This window comes from Corynebacterium sp. L4757 (assembly GCF_043673995.1).
GTDB lineage: Bacteria > Actinomycetota > Actinomycetes > Mycobacteriales > Mycobacteriaceae > Corynebacterium.
The window spans coordinates 480,545-502,416 of the sequence record NZ_JBIMEN010000001.1; the positions used below are offsets into that span (position 1 = coordinate 480,545).

General features: G+C 55.5%; 18 protein-coding genes. 4 read left to right on the forward strand and 14 right to left on the reverse strand.

Annotated features, from left to right (window positions below; all coding sequences use genetic code 11):
- Positions 1–5: 5 nt before the first annotated feature.
- From ACG98I_RS02225 to ACG98I_RS02275, 11 genes are all read right to left on the reverse strand, one after another.
- On the reverse strand, positions 6–1,583 hold the full coding sequence (locus tag ACG98I_RS02225) for an FtsW/RodA/SpoVE family cell cycle protein (protein WP_394717973.1): 1,578 nt from the start codon (positions 1,581–1,583) through the stop codon (positions 6–8).
- Positions 1,580–3,001, reverse strand: coding sequence for a UDP-N-acetylmuramoyl-L-alanine--D-glutamate ligase (gene murD / locus ACG98I_RS02230; protein ID WP_394717975.1), 1,422 nt, complete (start codon positions 2,999–3,001; stop codon positions 1,580–1,582). Before murD ends, ACG98I_RS02225 begins: the two co-directional genes overlap by 4 nt.
- A gap of 21 nt (positions 3,002–3,022) precedes the next feature.
- On the reverse strand, positions 3,023–4,132 hold the full coding sequence (gene mraY / locus ACG98I_RS02235; RefSeq protein ID WP_394717977.1) for a phospho-N-acetylmuramoyl-pentapeptide-transferase: 1,110 nt from the start codon (positions 4,130–4,132) through the stop codon (positions 3,023–3,025).
- Between the two features lie 58 nt (positions 4,133–4,190).
- On the reverse strand, positions 4,191–5,735 hold the full coding sequence (murF, locus tag ACG98I_RS02240) for a UDP-N-acetylmuramoyl-tripeptide--D-alanyl-D-alanine ligase (RefSeq protein ID WP_394717979.1): 1,545 nt from the start codon (positions 5,733–5,735) through the stop codon (positions 4,191–4,193).
- Positions 5,732–7,420: a UDP-N-acetylmuramoyl-L-alanyl-D-glutamate--2,6-diaminopimelate ligase gene (locus tag ACG98I_RS02245; RefSeq protein ID WP_394717981.1), complete on the reverse strand. Its 1,689-nt coding sequence runs from the start codon at positions 7,418–7,420 to the stop codon at positions 5,732–5,734. Before ACG98I_RS02245 ends, murF begins: the two co-directional genes overlap by 4 nt.
- Before the next feature lie 34 nt (positions 7,421–7,454).
- The gene (locus ACG98I_RS02250; RefSeq protein ID WP_394718071.1) at positions 7,455–9,323 is read right to left on the reverse strand and encodes a peptidoglycan D,D-transpeptidase FtsI family protein; all 1,869 of its coding nucleotides are present in this window, start codon (positions 9,321–9,323) and stop codon (positions 7,455–7,457) included.
- Between the two features lie 492 nt (positions 9,324–9,815).
- Entirely contained in the window at positions 9,816–10,733 is a 918-nt protein-coding gene (locus ACG98I_RS02255; protein ID WP_394717983.1) for a hypothetical protein, read from the reverse strand.
- Positions 10,734–10,737: 4 nt separating this feature from the next.
- The gene (gene rsmH / locus ACG98I_RS02260) at positions 10,738–11,802 is read right to left on the reverse strand and encodes a 16S rRNA (cytosine(1402)-N(4))-methyltransferase RsmH (RefSeq protein ID WP_394717985.1); all 1,065 of its coding nucleotides are present in this window, start codon (positions 11,800–11,802) and stop codon (positions 10,738–10,740) included.
- Between the two features lie 205 nt (positions 11,803–12,007).
- Positions 12,008–12,442, reverse strand: coding sequence for a division/cell wall cluster transcriptional repressor MraZ (mraZ, locus tag ACG98I_RS02265; protein ID WP_394717987.1), 435 nt, complete (start codon positions 12,440–12,442; stop codon positions 12,008–12,010).
- Between the two features lie 515 nt (positions 12,443–12,957).
- Positions 12,958–13,362: a DUF3040 domain-containing protein gene (locus tag ACG98I_RS02270; RefSeq protein WP_394717989.1), complete on the reverse strand. Its 405-nt coding sequence runs from the start codon at positions 13,360–13,362 to the stop codon at positions 12,958–12,960.
- 272 nt (positions 13,363–13,634) lie between these two features.
- Positions 13,635–14,084, reverse strand: a complete 450-nt coding sequence (locus ACG98I_RS02275) for an SAV_6107 family HEPN domain-containing protein (protein WP_394717990.1) — start codon at positions 14,082–14,084, stop codon at positions 13,635–13,637.
- Between the two features lie 269 nt (positions 14,085–14,353).
- Between ACG98I_RS02275 and ACG98I_RS02280 the strand changes: the two genes are divergently transcribed.
- Genes ACG98I_RS02280 through ACG98I_RS02290 form a run of 3 tightly spaced genes read left to right on the forward strand, consistent with a single transcriptional unit; the run spans position 14,354 to position 17,662 of the window.
- Complete coding sequence (locus ACG98I_RS02280) at positions 14,354–14,923, forward strand: GNAT family N-acetyltransferase (protein ID WP_394717991.1); 570 nt, start codon at positions 14,354–14,356, stop codon at positions 14,921–14,923.
- A gap of 18 nt (positions 14,924–14,941) precedes the next feature.
- Positions 14,942–16,042, forward strand: coding sequence for a polyprenyl synthetase family protein (locus ACG98I_RS02285; RefSeq protein ID WP_394717992.1), 1,101 nt, complete (start codon positions 14,942–14,944; stop codon positions 16,040–16,042).
- A 12-nt stretch (positions 16,043–16,054) separates the two neighbouring features.
- Positions 16,055–17,662, forward strand: a complete 1,608-nt coding sequence (locus ACG98I_RS02290) for an alpha-(1->6)-mannopyranosyltransferase A (RefSeq protein WP_394717994.1) — start codon at positions 16,055–16,057, stop codon at positions 17,660–17,662.
- 6 nt (positions 17,663–17,668) lie between these two features.
- On the opposite strand, the gene ACG98I_RS02295 is transcribed toward ACG98I_RS02290, so the two are convergent.
- On the reverse strand, positions 17,669–18,034 hold the full coding sequence (locus ACG98I_RS02295) for an Rv2175c family DNA-binding protein (protein WP_394717996.1): 366 nt from the start codon (positions 18,032–18,034) through the stop codon (positions 17,669–17,671).
- 85 nt (positions 18,035–18,119) lie between these two features.
- Here ACG98I_RS02295 and ACG98I_RS02300 point away from each other — a divergent pair, with 85 nt between their 5' ends.
- Positions 18,120–19,706: a protein kinase gene (locus ACG98I_RS02300; RefSeq protein ID WP_394717998.1), complete on the forward strand. Its 1,587-nt coding sequence runs from the start codon at positions 18,120–18,122 to the stop codon at positions 19,704–19,706.
- Between the two features lie 140 nt (positions 19,707–19,846).
- Here the strand turns inward: ACG98I_RS02300 and ACG98I_RS02305 are convergent, their stop codons facing one another.
- Entirely contained in the window at positions 19,847–21,235 is a 1,389-nt protein-coding gene (locus ACG98I_RS02305) for a class II 3-deoxy-7-phosphoheptulonate synthase (protein ID WP_394718000.1), read from the reverse strand.
- 120 nt (positions 21,236–21,355) lie between these two features.
- Complete coding sequence (locus ACG98I_RS02310; protein WP_394718001.1) at positions 21,356–21,862, reverse strand: polyadenylate-specific 3'-exoribonuclease AS; 507 nt, start codon at positions 21,860–21,862, stop codon at positions 21,356–21,358.
- Positions 21,863–21,872 lie beyond the last annotated feature (10 nt).

The window sequence follows — 21,872 nt, forward strand, 5'->3', positions numbered from 1 at the left end:
AAACCCTACCTTTTCTCCCGTGGGCGGCGGTTATCAGTAACTGCTTGTCCAAATCGACGCTCGCGCTCAGCATCTCGTGCCCGGCGTGGCTGACTGCCGCGAGCTTCCGCGCTGCGCTGCGCCGTTGTTTGTGCGGTCACGCGTGTAGCTCGCTGCCTCGTGGCACCCTGGCGCGCAGGTGCGCGACGTGGGGTGCCCTGACGGTTCGGGCCTTGGCCCGGTGCAGCTTTCCTGCTCCCGCGTGCGTGACGTGACCTGCGTGGAGCACCGTCAATGGGGTCTGGCTCAGGAATGTTGAAGATCCGGTCAAAGAGCGGGCGGCCATAGTTTTGCATCGCAGAAATCTGCATCGGCTCATGACGGGCCACATTGGCCAAAATGCCCATGGAGGCAATGGTCAAAATCGCTGAGGTACCACCCGCGGAAATCATAGGCAGCTGAATACCGGTCACGGGCAGAAGCCCCACCACGTAGCCTATATTGAAGAATGCCTGTGCCACCACACCGGCGGTCAAGGTCGCAGCCATCAACGCCTGGAATTGGTTCTGTGCGCGCATTGCAGTGCGGATACCAAAGAAGCCCAGTCCGGCAAAGAGCAAGATCACCAATGCGCCGCCTAGTAGGCCGAGTTCCTCGCCCACGATGGCGAAGACAAAGTCATTCTTGGCTTCCGGCAGATAAAACCACTTCGCACGAGACTGACCAATGCCTACACCGGTCAACCCGCCGTCAGCAAGAGACAAGAAGCCCTGATATGCCTGAAAGCCCGTGCCTTGTGTGTCTTCGATATTGCCGCGAAGCGCATCAAAGTAGGTGTGGAAACGGCTGGAACGGAAACCACCACCCAGGAACAAAATCAATGCCGCGAGAACCGCAAAGCCACCGCACGCTGCGATCACAATCCAGTTCACTCCCGCAAAGAAGAGGGTAAAGATAACCACGACGGCAAAGGACATCGCCATACCCACGTCACCTTGGGCCAGGATCAGTACGAGCATGATGAGAGCGATGCCTGTGAATACAGTAAAAGGTTCCCGCGGACCAATATTCTTCTGACTCTTATCAGCCAGTGCAGATGCGCCAAAAAGCCCAATGGCAATACGGGCCAGCTCTGAAGGCTGAACACTAGCTGGACCGATGATCAGCCAGGACTGCGAGCCCACTTCTTCACGGCCAGTACCGATTCCCGGAATCAGCACGGCAATAAGCATAAGAATGGAAATCACGAGAACCCACGGCACGAGCTTGCGGATGAACGAGGGCCGAGTGCGCAATGCAATCCAGAAAAGGAAGAGGCCTACAAACACCATTGCGGATTGGCGCAGCGCCTCGGACCAGACATTCGTAGATTCCACGAATGACGTCGCCATGGATGAAGAGAACACCATGGTGACACCAATGCCGATGAGCAGGAAGATAATGATGCGCAGCATCAAATAATCCAAGCCAGCACGAGAATCCATGTAGGCACGCAGGTCACTAAACCAGCTCGATTTGGAGCTATTTACCCTTTTGCCCGACGGCTTCTGAGCGCGTTCGTCTTCAAAACGTGGATCGGTTACATCGGGACCTAGTGCCGTCATGATAAACGCTCCCTGTCAATGTCACGGTCCGAAGATAGCTTGCGAGCCGCAGCGGCGAAAAGCTCGCCGCGCTGTCCCATGCCTGAATACATATCCAACGATGCCGCAGCAGGCGCCAAAAGCACGGTATCTTGCGCCTCGGCGTGTTGAAGTGCTGCTTCTACTGATAGTTCCATGGCTTGGACGGGATCAGTCTCATCGATGATGTGCACTGGAATCTCCGGCGTAATCTCCTGCAAAGCCTTCGCGATGATGCTGCGGTCTTGCCCCAAAAGCACCGCTGCCTTCAGCGCGCCACGGTTGGACTCAATGAGCTCTGTTACTTCAGCTCCTTTAAGTTGACCTCCCGCAATCCAAATGACGTTGCGCAATCCAGCCAGCGCTGCATCAGCTGCATGCGGATTGGTGGCCTTGGAGTTATCGATGAAGGTAATCTCCCCTGCCTCATGCACGACTTCACCGCGATGCGCATCCACGCGATAAGAAGCCAAGCCTTGAGCAATAGAGCGCGGCGTAGCACCAGCCGCATAAGCAACGGCGGCTGCCGCACACGCATCCAACACACCAGCAATGCCCGCTGGCTGCAGCCCCTCGGCACTGGCTAATTCCACGTTGCCTGGAGCAAACACAATCTGGTCACCCATCACGCCCACACCACCATCTGGCAGGCCAGCGCTAAAGCGCGTGATCCGTCCCTGCGGTTCAATCGCGTGTGCAGACTTGACCACCTTCGCGTCATCTGAGGCGATCACAGCGACATCACCGAGTAGTGCCTTCGCCTTATCTTGGGCGTATCCGTCAAAGCTGCCATGCCAATCGATGTGGTCTTCAGCCAAATTCAGCACCGTACCCACGTGTGGGCGGATGCTATTGGACCAATGCAGCTGGAAAGAAGAAAGCTCAACGCAGAGCACATCCACGCGCGGATGAGCTGACAGCGCGGTAAAGAGTGAGACACCAATATTGCCGGCCGCAGCCGCGCGCAAGCCGGACTCGGCTTCATTAGCCTGCATGATCGCAGCCAACATGCCGGTGGTTGTGGTCTTGCCGTTGGTACCGGTAATCACCAGCCAGGTGCGCGGCGGGCCGAATACTTCCATACGGTCAAGGCGCCAGGCTAGTTCCACATCACCAATGACTTCGAGGCCTGCATTCTTTGCCTGCACCAGCAGAGGTGATTCCGGACGCCAACCAGGCGAGGTCACCACCAGGTCATAGCTAGATTCAGCAAAGCCGACCTCGGCTGGGTCAATGGTCGCAACGCTTAAGGACTCCGCAATGCTTGCGCGGGTCTCCGTGTTGCCATCAGCGACGGTGACTTTAATACCTAAGGAAGCCAGGATTTCAGCGCATCCGCGCCCTGATACTCCGCCGCCGGCAACCAGCACAGTTTGAGGTAGCTCGAGGGTGGAATTCATATTCTTCTCCAAAGGTGTCTATTAAAGGATGCTTGCGCCGGTGGCTAAGAGCCATTCGCCGTAGAAGATGCCCACGCCCGTAATCGCGGCCATGCCAGCGAGCAACCAGAAGCGGATAACCACGGCGGTTTCTGGCCAGCCACCATTTTCAAAGTGGTGGTGAATTGGTGCCATTCGGAAGAAGCGCTTTCCGGTGGTCTTAAAGACCGCAATCTGGATGGCAACGGATGCAACTTCGACCACGAAGAGTGCGCCGATGATAATCATCAGAAGTTCAGTTCGGGTGGTTACAGAGAGACCCGCGACTAGGCCACCGAGTGCCAAGGAACCAGTATCGCCCATGAAGATCTTCGCGGGCGCCGCATTCCACCACAAAAAGCCCAAGCAGCCGCCCAAGCCTGCCGATGCCAAAATCGCCAGATCCAATGGGTCGCGCACCTGGTAGCAGCCGGCGACATAATCTGCTTCACAAGAATTCCGGAATTGCCAGAAGGTGATGATCGAGTATGCGCCCATCACAAAAGCGGTGGTACCAGCCGCTAGGCCATCCAGGCCATCAGTCAGGTTGACCGCATTCGACCATGCAGCGATCAAAACATACATGAACACCAAGAAGAGAATGATGCCGATAATGGTCGGACCCACAGCGATATCAAAAGTCGGGATATCGCGGACAAAAGACAAGTGCGTGGTAGCAGGTGTTAAGCCATTATCATCTGGAAATTGCAGGACCAGCAGACCGAAGGTCAACGCCAAGGCAAGCTGCCCCACCAGCTTCGCCGTCTTATTCAGACCGAGGTTGCGGGCTTTGAAAAGCTTGATGAAGTCATCGGCAAAGCCCAACCCGCCCAGGCCCAAGGTCAGGCCCAGCACCAAGATGCCGGAAATGGTAAATCCGCCGGTTCCAGTAATCGAGCCATAGGTTCCCACAGAGAGATAAGCGATGGTGATACCCGCCAGGATGGCTAGTCCACCCATCGTTGGGGTGCCGCGCTTACGCAGGTGAGACTTCGGGCCATCTTCACGGATCTCTTGGCCCTTACCAGCATTAGAGAAATAGCGGATCAGCCAAGGGGTAAAGAAGATAGCGACAAGGAAGCTGATGACGCCGGAGGCCATAATCTGAGTCATTAGTTCATCACTATCCTTCTAGTAATCAAGTTTCGCGGCATCATCATGTAAGTTTTCATTATTTTAAGGTGTCACTGCCATTCAGCAGGCGTTCAGAGACCAGCCACAAGCGCTGGGCATTGGAGGCTTTGACCAGAACGACGTCTTTGAGCTCCCGGGCAGACCAGTCTTCTACCCCGGCAGGTGGAGTCTTTAAGACTTCTTCGATGTGCCAAATGGCATCATCAATGTCGCGGCTAACCTTAGTATTTATACCGCGTTCTATTGCCGCATCAGCCATCGCCTCGCAATTCTCCGAATCACCCACCACAATCAGCGTATTGACGTGGAACTTTGCCAGCTCCCCGCCAAGTGCATAGTGGGCATCAATTGCATCAGGTCCCAGCTCGCCCATTTCTCCCAGCACAGCTATCGCGCGCGCATCGGCACGTCCCGAGGTGGTATATCCCAAAGCCGCAATGGCAGCGCGCATAGAATCCGGGTTCGCATTATAGGAGTCATTAATGATGGTGACCCCATCAGCGCGGGTGTGCACATCCATGCGGTGAGCAGAAGCATTCTTATGCCCGCTCAATGAATCTGCGACGGCTTCAACGGATAACCCGGCCTCAATCGCAGCGGCCGCTGCAGCCAAAGAATTAGATACCTGATGGACACCAAAGACCTGGAGTTTCACCGAGACTGGCACAGCACCTGGCGCATGCAGGGTAAAGGAAGGACGTGCCACGTTATCCAAGGTGATATCCGTGGCATAGTAGTCCGCATCTGGTGCCGGCGGATTCGCCGAAGAATAACGCACCACCTTCGCCTGGGTGCGGCTGGCCATGGCAGCAACGAATTCATCATCGGCGTTGAGCACTGCTACCCCGCCATCGGCGGCGGATGGCAAAGCTTCAACCAACTCACCTTTCGCGATGGCAATATTCCCGCGCGAGCCAAACTCACCCAAGTGCGCCGAACCGACGTTGAGCACCACGCCAATGCGTGGAGTGGCAATATCGGTCAGGTGCTTGATGTGGCCAATTCCGCGGGCTGAGAGCTCAGCCACGAGGTATTGGGTATCCACATCACTGCGCAGTGCCGTATAAGGATGCCCGATTTCATTATTAAAAGACCCCGGAGGCGCAACCGTTTCTCCATCATTGCGCAAAATCGTCGCGATGAGATCCTTCGTGGAGGTCTTGCCCGCAGAACCCGTCACGCCGATAATCGTCAGGTCATGCTCAGAGGTAAGCTTACCCGTGACATAGTGCGCCAAGTCAGAAAGTGCACGTACGACTGCAGCGGCTGAGCCATCAGAATCATTAGCATAAATATCGGCATTCGCGCTATCGCCTTCAACTTTTCCAGTGGGTTCAACCACGATAGCTGGGACGCCGACCGGCCGAGCCGCGAGCACAGCAACCGCGCCCTGCTCAATTGCCTTTTCCGCAAAGTCATGCCCGTCCACATTGGTTCCCGGGAAACACAGAAAGAGCCCACCAGGACTGAGCTTGCGGGAATCAAATTCCACAAAGCTCGTCACCTTAGCGTCTGGGTTAGCAACGCTATCTAAGGTGCCGCCGACGATCTCGGCGATTTCCTTGACGGTTAAGTCAATCATTCTGGCCTCCCATTGGGCTCTGGTGTACCGCGTAATCCCGCAGCCCTTTTAGATTGTAGTGCGCGGGTGAGTTCTTCACGGTCATCGAAATGATGCATGGTCTCTCCCACCAGCTGGCCGACCTCGTGGCCTTTGCCCACCACGATGACGGCATCACCGCGCTCGGCCCAATTAACAACCGCATCAATGGCTTCCGCACGGGAGGCCACCTCAATGATCTCCGGGGTACGGCCAGCTTTCGCAGCACCTTCCGATGCCCCCTCCATCACCGCCTGACGGATTGGCGCCGGGTCTTCTGTACGCGGATTATCATCTGTGACCACCACGAAGTCCGCGCGGGTCGAGGCCGCAGCACCCATGAGTCCACGCTTGGAAGAATCACGGTCACCACCAGCGCCCACCACGACGCCAATGCGTCCGGGCCTGTCTGTAGCAGCGGCATCCAGCTGCGCGCGCAGCGTATCCAGCACTGCCTCAATCGCGGCCGGCTTGTGGGCATAGTCCACCACCGCGACGAAGTCCTGTCCTTCATCAATGCGCTCCATGCGTCCAGGAACCGCCACCTGAGTCAGCCCGGAGATAAATGCATCGAGGTCAATGCCCGCAGCCGATGCCATACCGATGGCAAGTGCCGCATTAGCGATATTAAACTCTCCTGGCAGCGGCAAGCGGAAATCGAAAGCGCGTGGCAACGAAGACTGGATAGTTTCTGCATCCCGCGCAGGGTTGATTTCCAGCGCCACATCCTGCTCACCGGTATTTTCTACATTGCGCTGCCACGCCACGACCGTGCCTGGCACGAGCAGCTCGCGGGTACGCTCCCGCAGCATGCTGTGGGCATCGGCAGCATCAGCCTCGCCAGCACTAAATGAAATCGTGCCGGTGGAAGAGACCACCGTGAGTGGAGTATCTTCGGCATCCACCACATCGGCTAAGCGCTCACCCCAGTCATCGTTGATGCACACCACCGCATTGCGCGCGGCATTCTCACCGATAAAGAGCTTGGACTTGGCTTCGAAGTACTCTTCCATCGTCGGGTGGAAATCCAAGTGGTCCTGGGAGAGGTTTGTAAAGCCACCGACAGCGAAATTCACGCCATTGACACGACCCAGATCCAAGGCGTGGGAGGATACTTCCATCACCACGTGCGTAACGCCTTCGTCCTTCATGCGGGCAAAAAGCTGCTGCAGGGTCGGCGCTTCGGGGGTAGTCAGCTTGGTCTCTACCGGCTCGCGGTTAATACGCGTACCGGTGGTACCAATCAGACCCGTCTTAAAACCGGCAGCCAAAAGTCCGGACTCCAGCAGATAGGTCGTTGTGGTCTTACCGGAAGTGCCGGTGACACCAATGACCGTCATATCCTGGGTGGGGTGACCATAGATTTCTGCTGATACCGCCCCCAAGATGGCACGAATATCTTCGACCACGATGATCGGCCGCTCAAAGCTCTCGCCCTCTGCTTGGGATGTGAGAATGTCATAGCCCTGGGCATCGGTAAGCACTGCTTTCGCAACCGTGGAAGCTGCAAACTCGGCGCCATGCACCTTGCTGCCGGGGACTGCTGCAAAAAGGCTTTCTTGTTCAACAAGCCGGGAATCTAGAGTGATGGAATCAACGGCTAGGCTGGCATCGCCGTGTACGGTTCCGCCGGCGATCTCCGCGAGCTTCTTCAGCGTCGTAGTCATGTGAGTCTTCCTCATTATCGATTTCAGTGGTGTCTTAGTTCTGGGTCATAACCCAGTCTTCGGCTGGTGGTGACGGTGGAATGTTTTCTCTATCTAACAGCCAGGATGCGATGTCACTAAATAGCGGTGCGGCTGATTCACCGCCGGAACCATCATCATTAGTGCCGGTCTGTGGCTCATCCAGCATGATGGCGACCACGAAGCGTGGGTCATCAGCTGGCGCGATACCAGCGAAGGTGATCCAGTGCGCGCTATCAGAATAAGCACCGGTGTCAGGATCAACCTTCTGTGCGGTACCGGTCTTGCCAGAGAGCTGATAGCCCTTAATGTCATTGCCCATCGCTGTACCGTTTTGGACATATGCCGGGTCCGATTGGAAGGTCGAGCGCATCATATCCACGACAGTGTCGGCGGTTTCTTCAGACACGACCTGGGTGGTGCCGGGCTCTTCCTGCGGAATATCTTCGCCTTCGGCATCGGTCATGTTGTCAATGATGCGCGGTTGGATCAGCTCACCGCCATTCGCCATGGCTTGGTACACGCTAGCCATCTGCAGGGTAGTCCAGGACATGCCCTGGCCAATTGGCAAGTTAGCGAAAGTACCGCCAGACCACTGCTCAAGTGCTGGCAACAGACCGGAAGACTCATTAGGCAGCTCAATGCCGGTGGTTTGGCCCAGACCGAACTTCTCTAGGTATTCAGCAAATTTTTCCTCGCCGAGACGCTGCGCAATCTGCAGCGTACCGACGTTGGAGGACTTACCGAAGATACCCGCCGTGGTGTATGGCTCAACGCCGTGCTGCCATGCATCGGCAACCGTCACGCCAGCGATGTCAATGGTGCCTGGCACCTGGTGGACTTCTTCTGGAGTGGTTAGCCCTTCCTCGATGGCCGCGGCAGCTACCACAATCTTCGCAACTGAGCCTGGCTCATATGGGTGCGAGATGGAAGGGTTTTCAAAGTGCTTACCATCCTCCAGCTGAGCCTCGATGTCCTTATTCGGGTCAATCGTGCCCGTGTTTGCCATGGACAGCACCTCACCGGTGACTGCGTCAAGGACCACGGCTTCACCGTCCTTGGCACCTGAGTTTTCTACTGCCTGCTCCAGCTTCTGCTGAACATAGGTCTGCAGATCCAAATCCAGGGTCAAGGTCACATCAGAGCCATCAATAGCTTCTACCTGGTCACGGACCGTACCCGGGATGAGCTGGCCATCGGTGGAAACATCTTCAGTGGAGCGGCCATCAATACCGGTCAGAATCGAGTCGCCGGAGGCCTCAAAGCCGAATTGACCTTGGCCATCCATGGACACCTTGCCGATGATATTTTCTGCAATTGCGCCATTGGGATACTGACGGATGTCCTGGTGGTCCGCTGCGACACCGTGGTAGTTATTAGCGATTTCTACGGCGATATCAGGGTCAACGTTGCGGACCAACACCTCATATTGGGTATCAGCGCGCAGCTTATCCATGATCTGCTCTTCATCCACGTTGTCAGTGGATGCACCGGATTCCTCAATCGCATCAGGGATACCGGAGGCCATTTCTTCTAGACGCTCGGTGAGCTTGTCGTCGAGGAACTTCTCCTGCTCCTCCTCGCTCATCCCAGACAGTTCACCATTGGTGGTGGCTTCTTGTTCTCCCTGTTCGCGCAATTCATCACGCAGACGCGTTGGTGACACGGTCAAAGAGCGCGCCGCCATAGTGTATGCCAGGCGCTGGCCATCGCGGTCTACTACCTCACCGCGGCGAGCTGGCTCCACATATACGCGGGTGCGCTGTGCTTCTGCCATCGCAGCCAGATCGGGCCCCCACACAATCTGCACCCAAGCCAAACGGCCCACCAGCACCACGGTAATGATAACCAGCAGGCTGATAATGAGGTTCAAGCGCTTGGCCATGATTGGATGCTGCGCCAATGCTTTCTTGGGACCAGACTTCTTCCTCGCTGGCCCCTGTACTGGTGCAGGCGCCGGTCCCTGCGCGCGTGCCCGTTGGGAATTTACGCGCTGTGCGCGTGCGCGGACATGCTCACTGCTTTCAGCGTTAGCGGAAGGAGCAGCACCGGCACGCCGGGCATCGCGACGATTAGCGCCGGCGCGGTACTGCTCGCGGTCATCGGTTGACCAGTCACGGGAAGCATGAGAAGACGGCCTACGGTTACGGCCACTGCGAGTGTCATTATTGCGGGAGCTATCAGCGCTCTCGCGACGGCGACGGCGGTTTGGGTCACCAGATTGTGGTGGAGTCACAGTGGTGTGTCACCTGCCTTCTCGTGGTCAAAACTTCTTCAACACATAGCTTGAAGAAATAATTTTAAATCTTCCCTTCACAATGTGAATTCTCGTATGACTGTAGCCGGAACATGATGGAAGATGTGGGAGGCTTATCCCTTATTCGCCAGACTGGTATGGAGTATCCAGGTTTTCACCAACTGGCAGTGGCGCATCTGCATCTTCTTCTTCACTCGTTGGACGGCTATCCACGGCATCATCAGCGCTGACATCACCAATGCGCTGCTGCTGCCCCTGTGGAACTGCGTTAAGTTCATCAGACACACCCTCTGTATCATTTGGGTCACTCGTGGCCTGGCCAGTGCGCACTGGCTCACCGTTGACATCAATGATGGATTCGGTGCCCTGGGTGGCTGGGCGGCGTTCTTCAACCGAGCCATCCTCAGTTACCTCGACGATGCCCGGCTGGGTAGGAACACCCATGTTGGCATCAGCACCACGACGAGCCACATCAGCAGAAGAGCGAACCTGCTCCAAGTCGCGGTTGAGGGTCTCCAGCTGGTTTTCTAGCTGGGACTCCTGGTAGGTCAACTGCTGGATACGGAAAGTTTGAGAGGTGGAGACACCAGACAACCACACGGCGAGAATGACGCCGCCAATGAGCAGCGCGATAGCTACCGCGGACAGGCGTGAGAATAAAGTGACCTTTTTGATTGGTGCAACGCGACGACCACGCTGGGTAACTATCTGACGTGAGCCCAGACGGGACTTGCGCGCTGGCTGGGGAATCATCGGGATTTCCCGACGCGTGGTGCGCGTTGGGGATACCGTACGAGTTGCAGTCCGCTGCTCACCACGAGTGGTGGTGCGGGTCTTACGCGGGGTACGCGTAATGTTTCCAGTCGAAGTCCCGGCCGCACCCGACGTTGCCCGCGATACCTTCTCCTCGCTGGCTGCAGCAGTGGTGCCACGTGCCTTTACAGGTCGATCCATCACGCTGGTGGTCGTACCCTGTGTGCGCTTGGTGCGTTGTCCCATGGTGGTTCTCTCTGTCCTGGTGGTGGTTGAATCTGCCATTTGATTAAGCCCTTAATCCAGTTCCAGGCGGAATGAATTCGTGGTCACCTTCGAGGCGCTCGAAGGCTCGTACACGCACGGAGGTCGCACGTGAATTCTCAGCGATTTCTGCTTCGGTAGCTTTTTCAGAGCCACGAGTAATGGCTTTGAATTCTGCGGCGGTGCCAGGCAGGTCCAGGGGCAGGCCAGCCGGCGTGGATGAAGTGGTCAGAGCCTTGAAGCTGGATTTGACCAGCTTGTCTTCCAAAGACTGGTAGCTCATAAAGACCACTCGCCCACCAACGGTCAGTGCTTGAGTAATAACAGGGATGACCTGCTCAATTGCTTCCAGCTCGCGGTTGACTTCAATGCGTAGTGCTTGGAAGGTGCGCTTAGCTGGATGCCCGCCAGTGCGGCGGGTTGCTGCCGGAATGGTGGCATAGAGCAGCTCAACTAACCGTGCGGAAGTATCAAATGGTTTGCTTTCGCGTTCTTTCAAAATCGCGGAAGCAATCTTTCCGGCGAAACGCTCATCGCCGTAAAACTTTAAGATATGTGCAAGTTCACCATGGGAATAGGTATTGAGGACATCCGCGGCAGTAATACCGGCGGAAGGATCCATGCGCATATCTAGTGGTGCATCAACTTTATAGGCAAACCCGCGGTCTGCCTGGTCTAGTTGCATCGAGGAAACACCCAAATCAAAAAGTGCACCGGCAATACCGTTTTCACGCGCTAGCGCGAAAATCTCGCCCTCCCCGTGCGCAATCGCGGAACCAACCTCATCGAAGCGCTCATTGACGCCGATGAAACGGTCTGCGAAAGGTGCTAGACGCTCCGTTGCAGCGGCCAGCGAAGCCTGGTCACGATCGACGCCGATGACGCGGGCCTGCGGGAAGGTCTGAAGAAAGTATTCAGTATGTCCGCCGGCACCTAAAGTGCCGTCAATAATGACTGCACTTTCTCCCGCGGCTTCAACTGCAGGGGCGATGAGCTCCGCCATGCGGGCACGCATCACGGGGACATGTCCATGGTTTTCGGTGATATCAAAGTTCACTTCTGCACCTTGTGCATCATCTGCACCATTCATGGGCGTGCCTCCCCCCTTCCTGCATTTCTAACGTGGGATAAAGTCCGGCCACACTTTTCGATAAAGTGTTCTTACTTTTGCCCTAAGACGACTCGAGTGCGTATAGGGCCCTGTCCGAGGGATGCTCTGATATCGGGGAAGTACACCAGAACTATCAACCTCGGACAGAGTCCTTACACGCACTCTGTGAAGTTCTCAGGTTGCCTTAGAGCAAGCCTCCGAGGACATCATCCGCGTCAGCTGCCGAGTAGGCATCTTCAGTTTGTGATTGGTATTCAGCCCAAGCGGCCGCGTCCCAAATCTCAAGGAAATCAACTGAACCGATGACCACGCATTCCTTTGAAAGGTTTGCGTACTCCCGGTGCGCTGCTGACAGTGTGATTCGGCCGCTTCCATCAGGCCTTTGCTCATCCGCACTGGCAGCCAGGTTACGAATAAACGCACGCGCTTCCGGATTCGTCCGGGACACTGCCGCCGCTTTGCGTGCACGTTCCGCGAATTCTTCACGGGGGTACACAGCCAAAGAGTGGTCCTGCCCCTTTGTCACCATCAGCCCTCCAGCCAATTCATCACGGAATTTAGCTGGAAGAGTTAGTCGCCCTTTGTCATCAAGCTTCGGAGTGTAGGTTCCGAGAAACATCCCGGTTCCACCTTCCTTGTTTGATAACACCGGTTTCCTCTTCGCAAATGTGAAGCGGTGCAATCCTTAGAATCTCACCACTTCTCACCCGCTGCGCCCCACTCTACCCCACTTTCACCCACCAGCAACAGTTTTACGCGCGTGTCACACACTAAAGAAGAACAATTAACCAGGTCAAGGCATAAAAATTGAGTGGGGAGATTTCCCCAAACTCCCCCAAGACTAGATCACTTGCGCCACACAAACCCCAGTAGGCACAGCTACATCAATAACAAAAATACTTTCTTAAGGACTTTTTCATCTCCCACCTCTCACACGAACAGGCATTTTGTCGAGCAAAACTAAATCCCACCCCACCCTCGCCAAGCTTTGGCGAAGGGTGGGTGAAAGTGGGAGCTCGCGGTGGGTGGAAGTGGGTGACCCAAGGACGAGGCGTGGAAATGGGCATAAAAAATCCTCCTGCCGCACATCAATATGTGCACCAGGAGGACAGAAGGGCTAAAAGCTAAATGCGTCTAGCGCTCCTCGAAGCGACGGCGGAAGTTTTCTTCCAGCTTGCTGGTCTTTCCATTGGAGTTATCTGCACCGGAACGACCCGACTTAGGCTTCTTCTTCCCTTTGGATGAACCAAGAGAACCGGAGCCATCACCGCGCAGCATCCACACGCCCGCACCGAACATCACGAGGAAGCCAGCAATGGACAAAAGGACAAACCATAGGCTGCTTTGGGCAAGAGCGACGCCGCCGACCATCATCACGAGGCCAACCACGACGAGCGCGATACCGCGCAGGGTTAGTGCGCCACCCGAGCCAACAAATGAAGCATCGCTGGACACGGAGGCACCGAATTTAGGGTCCTCAGCAAGCAGGGACTGCTCAATTTCGCGAAGCGCGCGCTGCTCTTGCTCTGAAAGAGACACTGTTCCTCCAAAAAGTCCGGACTAAAAATAGCAGTTTATTAGGGCCAAAAATCGGTCACCGAGCGATTCACTCAAGTATAACTGAGCCCTACCGGGACACAATTAAGGTTTAAGGACAATAAAACACCGGCGACGTCATTCCTTTATCTACTATGTACAACGCGCATGCACATCAGATAGTTCCCGACTTAACTGTTTCCTGCCTCACCTTCCCCAACGGGTGCCCTCACGTCAGAACATTTCGGGCGAGGGTGCCACTTGACGGTAACCACTTAAGCCGCCTGGTCGCCTGCGCCATCGAAGTCATAGGTTCCAATTTCCAGTGATTCAAGGAAACGTGCCACCAATTCCATCAAGTCAAAGACCACCGAGTCCTTGACGCTGCGATCCAGACCCGTCATCAAACGGGAACGAGTGCGGGAATAGGCGCGGAATTTTTCAGCCCACTCCTTTTCTCCCTCACCGACCAACGCAAGCTGATCCCATGCCGAGGTGGGAAGACGACGGCGCTTAGCTACGCTCGAAGCCGCCACGCACGCACCAGCCGCACGCAGGCCCGCCTGGTACGCCTTTTCCATTGCATCATCCATGCGCCCCGCGGATGCCTGAGCGCGAGCATCAGCCAGAAGAAGCGCAGCTTGGGTCAAGAAACGCTGACGCTTTGCACGAGAGCCCCCTGCACGCTGAGCACGTCGTGCTGTTGCGGAAATTACTTGTCCCATTGCCTTGCCTCCTTCTTGCTCTCCTCGTGGAAACGAGATGTTGATGTGTTTTATCTTGTGACTGCTACTCTAATTTTCCGTTCGTACATCTAAGCCCCATTCTAGACCACATGTTCGATAAAGTCCATGTTTTTGCAGCGCATAGGTTTTCCATTATTCGAACACGAACCATAAAGCTTGCATTTGAAATGCAATACCCAAAGAGTCAATTCGAGCTCGCTTCGGGCGTTCTCCCCCACGCAGCGTGAAAGTTTTGTTAGATAGATACTGTGTCTTTAACAATCCGTCGCTTAAAACCCCAGGAGTTCGCGCTCAGCGCGGGCGCATTGGTGGATATCTACATTGCAGCCATGGGCTATGACCCTGCGATTCGTGATGGACGGATTTACTCATGGCAACGGGAGATCTCACGCCCAGGGTTTACATCTTTAATTGCAGAAGATGCCACTGGGGTCGTTGGCGTTGCTTATGGCTTCATCGGCACCCCAGATTCCTGGTGGGATAGGCAATTGCGCATGGCGCTGCGGCGGCGCGGCGGCCCGAGCGATGAAGAGATGACGATTCTGCGTAACTACTTCGAGGTCGCCGAAATCCATGTCTTACCACGCATGCAAGGGCTGGGACTGGGCAGGGAGCTTTTGACACAGCTTTTATGGAATGCCCCCGGCAAGTGGGCACTGCTTTCCACACCGGAGGTACCCGGGGAATCTAATAGGGCCTTTAGTCTTTATCGTTCCATGGGGTTTACTGATCTCATTCGTCATCACCAATACCCGGGCGATGACCGTCCTTTCGCAATCCTGCAGACCTCCCTACCGCTGTCGAGTGAATCAGAATAGGAAAGGTAGTCTTAGACCATGACTAATTCTGAGACTTCATCCCCACTTTCTCTCAATGACGTTCCAGCGCAAGTGCGCGTGGAACTCGCCAATTTCTTGAAAGAACGCGAATCTCAGATCGCAAGCATCGGTAAGCCAGTCACCGAAGCTATCGCCCACTTAGAAAATTTCGTCCTGGATGGGGGAAAGCGTATACGCCCGCTTTATGCTTGGGCTGGTTTCGTCGCAGCCGATGGACTCTTGGGCGATGAAGATCCCCAAGCAGTGCTCTGCGCCGCTTCATCCTTAGAGTTCATCCAGTCCTGTGCCTTGATTCATGATGACATCGTGGATGCCTCCGATACACGCCGTGGCAATCCGACCGTGCATCGCGCAGTTGAGGCCAAGCATCAAAAGAATAATTGGACTGGTGATCCGGAAGCTTTCGGCCGTTCCGTTGCCATCTTGGTGGGCGATATGTCACTGGTGTGGGCAGAGGACATGTACCTCGATTCTGGACTATCCCAGGAAGCACTCAAGCGTGCCCGTGAGCCATGGCGTGCCATGCGCACCGAAGTTATTGGTGGTCAATTGCTAGATGTCTCGCTGGAGGCAGCCGCTATCGAATCGGTAGAGCTTTCTGATTCCGTCAATCGCTTCAAGACTGCCGCTTATACTATTGAACGCCCGCTTCACCTGGGTGCCGCAATAGCTGGCGCCTCACCTGAGCTCATCACCGCTTTCCGCGGCTATGGCCATGACATTGGCATCGCATATCAATTGCGCGATGACCAGCTTGGTGTCTTCGGCGACCCACAGGTAACTGGCAAGCCTGCCGGTGATGACCTGCGTGAAGGCAAGCGCACCGTATTGCTGGCGCTTGCACTACAAAACGCGGATCAAAAAGATCCCGCATCCGCCGAGTACCTCCGCACACACCTTGGTACGACCGATGACGCCGACGTGATTTCTAAGATGTCCCAGATCATCGAAGACTCGGGCGCTCCTGCTGAGATTGAGGAACGCATTGATGCACTCACCCAGTCTGGTCTGGCGCACCTCGCTAAGGCCAACGTCAATGCTGATGTCCACGAGCTTCTGCGTTCGCTGGCGCTGCGTTCTACTGCCCGCGCAAAATAGGAACTTCACACCGTGAAGCAAGCATTGAAGATCACGCTGCCCACAGCACTTACCGTGGGCGTAATAGGCTCCATCGTCCTCACTATCGCGTCCTTTTTGGGTGGTGCTACTCGTAACCGTGGTGGCGTTCTAGAAGCACTCAATCTGGGAGTGTTCTCTGCGGGACACGGGCGCAATATTGGAATGACCTTGTTCTGGGTTGGCATGTTCTTACTCATCGCCGCCTGGATCCTCGCTGGTAAATTCATCGTCGCCGATAGTGTGCGCCGAAACCGCAACCCAAAGGTCTCTGGCCCAACGCATCCACGCTTTGCTTTGGCAACGCGTGAGGTTCCTGCTGCGGAAGTAGATGAGTCAGCATTTGCGTACATGCGTAAAACCATGTGGGCGTGGATCGCACCACTGGTGCTTGCCGCTCCCCTGGCTTCGCGCGATGTGTATTCCTACCTCATGCAGGGCGCAATGGTGCGTGACGGCTTTGACCCCTATACCGAAGGCCCCGCGGTCAATCCTGGGCCGATGCTGCTTGAGGTCTCCCAGGACTGGCGCAATACTACGACGCCCTATGGGCCCTTGCACTTATGGATTGGTGACGGAATTACTCGCATCGTAGGCGATAACGTCACCCTGGGTGTCTTGCTCTACAAGCTACTGTCGGTAGCAAGTTTTGCTGTCATTGCCTGGTCTATCCCGCTCATTGCCCGCAAGCTCGGTGGCGACCCAACGTTGGCATTGTGGCTCGGCGTTGCCAACCCCGTGATGCTCCTACACATGATTGGTGGCATGCATAATGAGTCCACCATGGTGGCACTCGTATCCGTAGGCCTCCTGGCGTGTCTTGGTCACCGCTACCTCATTGGTCTGGCGTTGATTGCGCTGGCCGTTGCATTGAAGGCCACCGCTTTCATCGCAGTTCCTTTCGTGGTGTGGTTGATGATGCACCACTATGGCCAGCGCATTAATAAATTTGTTGCTTTCGTTGTATCCGGACTTGTCGCGGTGGTAGAAACCGTCATCATCGTTGTCTTGGTGACATGGCTTTCTGGAACCTCATCTGGCTGGTTGTCAGAGATTACCGGTAACTCCAAGGTGGTCAATCCTCTGGCGGGTCCGACCGTGGCCACCGATACCATTGCGCCATTAATAACCACACTGAATGAGGACATCACCTATAACCAGATTCTGGACACCATGCGAATGCTTGCCAGTGTTCTCATGCTGTTGGGATTGGTTGCCATGTGGTGGCTCTTTAGAGCCAACCGCCGGGCGGCAATGCTCGGTATCCCAGCGGCCTATCAAGTCGCCTTCATGTTCAACTCAGTGACGTTGCCGTGGTACTTCGCATCAGTTATCACCTTGCTTGGTGTAGCGCGTCCCCCGATGTGGCTCATCCAGATTTCTTCTGGTGCTTCCGTATTTGTGGCATTAGCTTTTTCCGGCGATGGCAACCACCAGCTCTATACCTGGTGGTGGGTACTCGGCGCGCTGTTTATCTCCTGGTGGGCTGTGATGTGGATGTTCCATCCTGACACCACTCCCCGCGTGGAATTTGGTTCGGCAGCGCAGCCTACTGACTCTGAGCACAACCAGGAAGATTCCCGGAAGGCTCAGGAGGCTTAAGAGTTTTTAAAGGCCCATTGCCTGTGCGCGTCGAATAACTTCGCGCGCCAAGTGGCCTTGCAAACCATCAATCGGGCGACCTGGGAGGGACTCATCCTCGGTAAACAGGTGCTCAAGGATTTCTTCATTGCTAAAGCCACCATCAGATAGCACGGTAATCGCGCCGGATACGTGCTTGTTGATTGCGCCCTTGTCATTGATAAATGCGGCCGGCACCAAACGCTGGCCATCACGGATATAGGCAATCAGCTTCTTTGCATGCAATAAATCATGCACGCGGGTAACCGCGATGCCGAGTTCTTCAGCGACCTCGGGCAGAGTCAAGAGTTCTTCGTTGCTCAGCAGGGTGTCTAATTCAGTATTCTTTTCCATCACGCCTCCTACTTTAGATCAACGGATGCTAAGAACGGTCACGTTGGTTGGCTAAAAGGTTGATTCATCGTACATACTAGATCCCATGGCACAGTTGGAAGTAGGAGACGTTCTCGAGCATCGCTACCGGATCGACCGGCCGATTGCTAAAGGAGGCATGTCTACTGTCTACCGCTGTGTAGATTTACGCCTCGGTCGCGCACTCGCTGCCAAGGTCATGCATGACCAGTACAGCCAAGATGAGGTCTTCATTCACCGCTTCCACCGCGAAGCCCGCGCGATGGCGCAATTGATGCACCCGAACCTGGTCAACGTGTATGACTTTTCCGCCGAGGGCGACCCAGTTTTTCTCATCATGGAATTGATTACCGGCGGCACGTTAAGGGAGCTCACCGCAGAGCGCGGGCCGATGCCGCCTCACGCCGCCTTGTCCGTCATGCGTTCGGTACTGACTGGCCTCTCCGCTGTGCATGACAAGGGACTGGTACACCGCGATATCAAACCGGATAATGTCCTTATTCATGGCGATCATACAGTTAAGCTAGCCGATTTCGGCCTTGTCCGCGCTACCAGTTCACACACCGTCACCTCCAATCAGATTGTAGGCACGGTATCTTATCTCTCCCCGGAACAAGTCACTGGCGCGCATATTACTGCAGCGTCCGACGTGTATTCCGCAGGTATTGTACTCTTTGAATTACTCACCGGCGCCGTTCCATTTTCAGGCAACACCCCGTTGGGTCACGCAATGGCGCGGCTGGATGCCGATGTGCCCAGCCCATCATCCAAGATTGCTGGCGTTCCACCGCTTGTCGATGCCCTAGTTGCCACCGCAACCTCATCAGATGTAAGTGAACGCTTTGCTGATGCCCGTGAATTCTTGGATGCATTGGATGATGTGGCGGAGGAATTGAATCTTCCGACCTATCTGGTTCCTATCCCCCATAATTCTGCTGCAGCGCGTACAGCGGCAGCGCCGACCAATATGGACGGCATTGATTCCGCCGGCGTATTTGAACCTACTGGGTTCATTGACACCTCTGAGCCTGCCACTGAAGTTTTTGGCGAGGCCATCGCTGAAGAAACTCGCGTGGAACCAGCAGGTCCCTATAATCCGCCACATCGTGAACCACTGAGCTTTGAAACCCGTTTTGATGGCCCGGACACCGTTGGCAACCAGCACGCTGATGTCCCGACTCAAGATCGCCCACGCGAAACCCCTGGGATACCGAAGCCTGCCGCCGGTCTGGCCGGTGGCGCTGCCGCTGGCGGCGGACTCGCCGGTGGTGCTGCCGCTGGCGGCGGGCTCGCTGGTGGTGCTGGCGCTGCTGGAGCCAGCACTGCCGGTTCAGCGGCTTCAGGCGCTGCAGCAGGTGCCCAGCGATACCCCGACCACGTGCGCCCTGGTATACAGGGGCCAGAGACCCGCATTACTCCATCACCGCACCACGACGCGGTGGAACACCAACAGCACAACAGCCTTCAAGAAAGGGATAGTCAGCGCCCAACAACGGCTGAGCCAGAACCTCAGCTACGTCCTCTGAGCAACCGCTCCCCAATTACCTTCATTGCCTGGTTGGTGCTCGTCGGCATCATCGTTGCCGGCGTGGGCTTAGCCGGCTGGTGGTTTGGCTCCGGCTATTACGGCAACACCCCCTGGTTTATCCGTTAGCTGTCAAAAGCCCCTTCGGCTTTTGACGATGAAAGAGGGTGACTGTTTTCCATAAATTTGGAAAACAGTCACCCTTTAAAAATTCCTAGCTCTGGTGAGCAGGTATATCCCCGAATTACCTGTCCGGGGGCAACAGACTCCTAGTTGCGGAGCATTTCTGCAACCAAAAAAGACAGCTCGAGTGACTGGCGGGTGTTCAAGCGTGGGTCACACGCAGACTCATAACGGCCCGGTAGGTCAATATCAGTGATGTCATCAGCGCCACCCAGGCACTCAGTGACGTCTTCACCAGTGAACTCCAAGTGGATGCCACCTGGGTGGGTACCCAGCTCGCGGTGGACCTCAAAGAAGCCCTGAACCTCATCCAGAACCTTGTCGAAGTGGCGGGTTTTATAACCATTCGAGGAGGTGAAGGTGTTGCCGTGCATTGGGTCAGACTGCCACACAACCTTGTGCCCAGAATTCTCAACCGCACGAATAATGTCCGGTAGCACAGTACGGATGCGGTCATGCCCCATACGGGTAACCATGGTCAAACGACCTGGCTCACGCAGTGGATCCAGCTTTTCAGCATAAGCGACGGCCTCATCAGGGGTGATGCCCGGACCAATCTTCAAACCAATTGGGTTTCCAATGAGAGAGGCGAAGTTGACGTGGAAGTCTTCCATGCCACGGGTACGCTCACCGATCCACACTTGGTGTGCAGAAAGATCATAAAGCTTGGTTTGACCACGGCTATCTTTCCCCAGACGCAGCATGGAGCGCTCATAGTCCTTAAGCAGTGCCTCGTGGGAGCAGTAAATGGTTGCTGCACGCAGGGTTTCATCAGAAACACCACACGCGGTCATGAAGTTCAGACCGTTTTCAATTTCCTTCGCCAATGCTTCATAGCGAGCACCAGCGCGGGACGACTGTACGAACTCACGGTTCCAGTCATGCAGACGGTAAAGGTCAGCAGTTCCGGAGCTGGTCAACGCACGGACCAAGTTCATAGCTGCCGAAGAGTTCGCATACGCACGAATCATGCGCGCTGGGTCATGACGGCGTGCTTCTTCAGTGGGTTCCACACCGTTGACGATGTCACCACGGTAGTTGAGCAAACCATTGCCATCGAAATCCGAAGAACGTGGCTTAGCGTACTGCCCCGCGATACGTGCCAGCTTGACCACCGGAGTGGATGCACCATAGGTCAGCACAACTGCCATCTGCAGCAGGGTACGGATATTGCCGCGGATGTGTGGTTCGGTATTCGATTCAAACGTCTCCGCACAGTCACCGCCCTGCAGCAAGAATGCCTTGCCGTTGGCAACATCAGCCAGCTTGGTTTTTAGTTCCTCTACCTCTGGTGCAACCACGATTGGCGGCACTGATTCAAGGATCTTGCGGACGTTATCAGCTTGGGCTTGATCCCAATTTGGCTGCTGCTTCGCGTCTCGCGTGATGGCATCCTGAAACTTTTCCTCGATGCCATCAGGCAATGGTGGAAGATCAGGGAGTACGTCTTTAGGGATATCTACTGTCCAGCTCACAACTACTATTTAATCACGTACGTCAAGTAGTCACACCGCTTGGTCCGTATTAATTACCCTATCGGGGCGTTTCCCATAAGATGAGACACGTTTCTGCCAGCACCAGCCCGCAGTGCGGGATCACACCGCGCGGTTGCCTGGAGACAACGGAAGCTTTTCAGCGCAAATCTTGAACTTCGCCAGATTATGACGAGCATCGACCAAGGCGTCATGATTGCCCTCCGGAATGGCGGGCAGCTGCGGACGTCCGGCGAATTCCCAGTACTGGCGCAACTCACGAGTATAACGCGGAATAGCGCGAGGCAAACCAGCCATATCGCCCCACAGCTGCGCTAGAACCACGTGATCATAGGCACCTACCCAGGCCCATAACTGCATAGGAGATTTATCAGCGGTGAGAAATTCCAGCACCTCACGGCGGATGGTGTCTTTAGACTTCCAGACTTCATCACGCGGGCTGGGCAACTTATCCAAAACATTCTCACGAACCCAAGCATTTGCCTTACCTGGGTCAAAGTCAGTGGACACTGCGTAGTATTCACGGCCATCCTCAGCGACGATGCCGATGGAGACGAGCTCAATGGTTCGGCCGTCTTCAATAAATTCAGTGTCGTAGAAATAGCGCACAAGTACTAAG

Excerpts from the sequence above, each read along its gene's own strand:
- ACG98I_RS02295 (WP_394717996.1), bottom strand. The coding sequence starts at position 18,034 with ATGGAAAAGAATACTGAATTAGACACCCTGCTGAGCAACGAAGAACTC.
- ACG98I_RS02245 (WP_394717981.1), bottom strand. The coding sequence starts at position 7,420 with ATGACTACGACGCTGAAGAAGCTCGCGGAGATCGCCGGCGGAACCGTA.
- ACG98I_RS02250 (WP_394718071.1), bottom strand. The coding sequence starts at position 9,323 with ATGGCCAAGCGCTTGAACCTCATTATCAGCCTGCTGGTTATCATTACC.
- rsmH (WP_394717985.1), bottom strand. The coding sequence starts at position 11,802 with ATGAATGGTGCAGATGATGCACAAGGTGCAGAAGTGAACTTTGATATC.
- ACG98I_RS02275 (WP_394717990.1), bottom strand. The coding sequence starts at position 14,084 with ATGGGACAAGTAATTTCCGCAACAGCACGACGTGCTCAGCGTGCAGGG.
- ACG98I_RS02300 (WP_394717998.1), top strand. The coding sequence starts at position 18,120 with ATGGCACAGTTGGAAGTAGGAGACGTTCTCGAGCATCGCTACCGGATC.
- ACG98I_RS02225 (WP_394717973.1), bottom strand. The coding sequence starts at position 1,583 with ATGACGGCACTAGGTCCCGATGTAACCGATCCACGTTTTGAAGACGAA.
- ACG98I_RS02285 (WP_394717992.1), top strand. The coding sequence starts at position 14,942 with ATGACTAATTCTGAGACTTCATCCCCACTTTCTCTCAATGACGTTCCA.
- ACG98I_RS02255 (WP_394717983.1), bottom strand. The coding sequence starts at position 10,733 with ATGGCAGATTCAACCACCACCAGGACAGAGAGAACCACCATGGGACAA.
- murF (WP_394717979.1), bottom strand. The coding sequence starts at position 5,735 with ATGATTGACTTAACCGTCAAGGAAATCGCCGAGATCGTCGGCGGCACC.
- murD (WP_394717975.1), bottom strand. The coding sequence starts at position 3,001 with ATGAATTCCACCCTCGAGCTACCTCAAACTGTGCTGGTTGCCGGCGGC.
- mraZ (WP_394717987.1), bottom strand. The coding sequence starts at position 12,442 with ATGTTTCTCGGAACCTACACTCCGAAGCTTGATGACAAAGGGCGACTA.
- mraY (WP_394717977.1), bottom strand. The coding sequence starts at position 4,132 with ATGACTCAGATTATGGCCTCCGGCGTCATCAGCTTCCTTGTCGCTATC.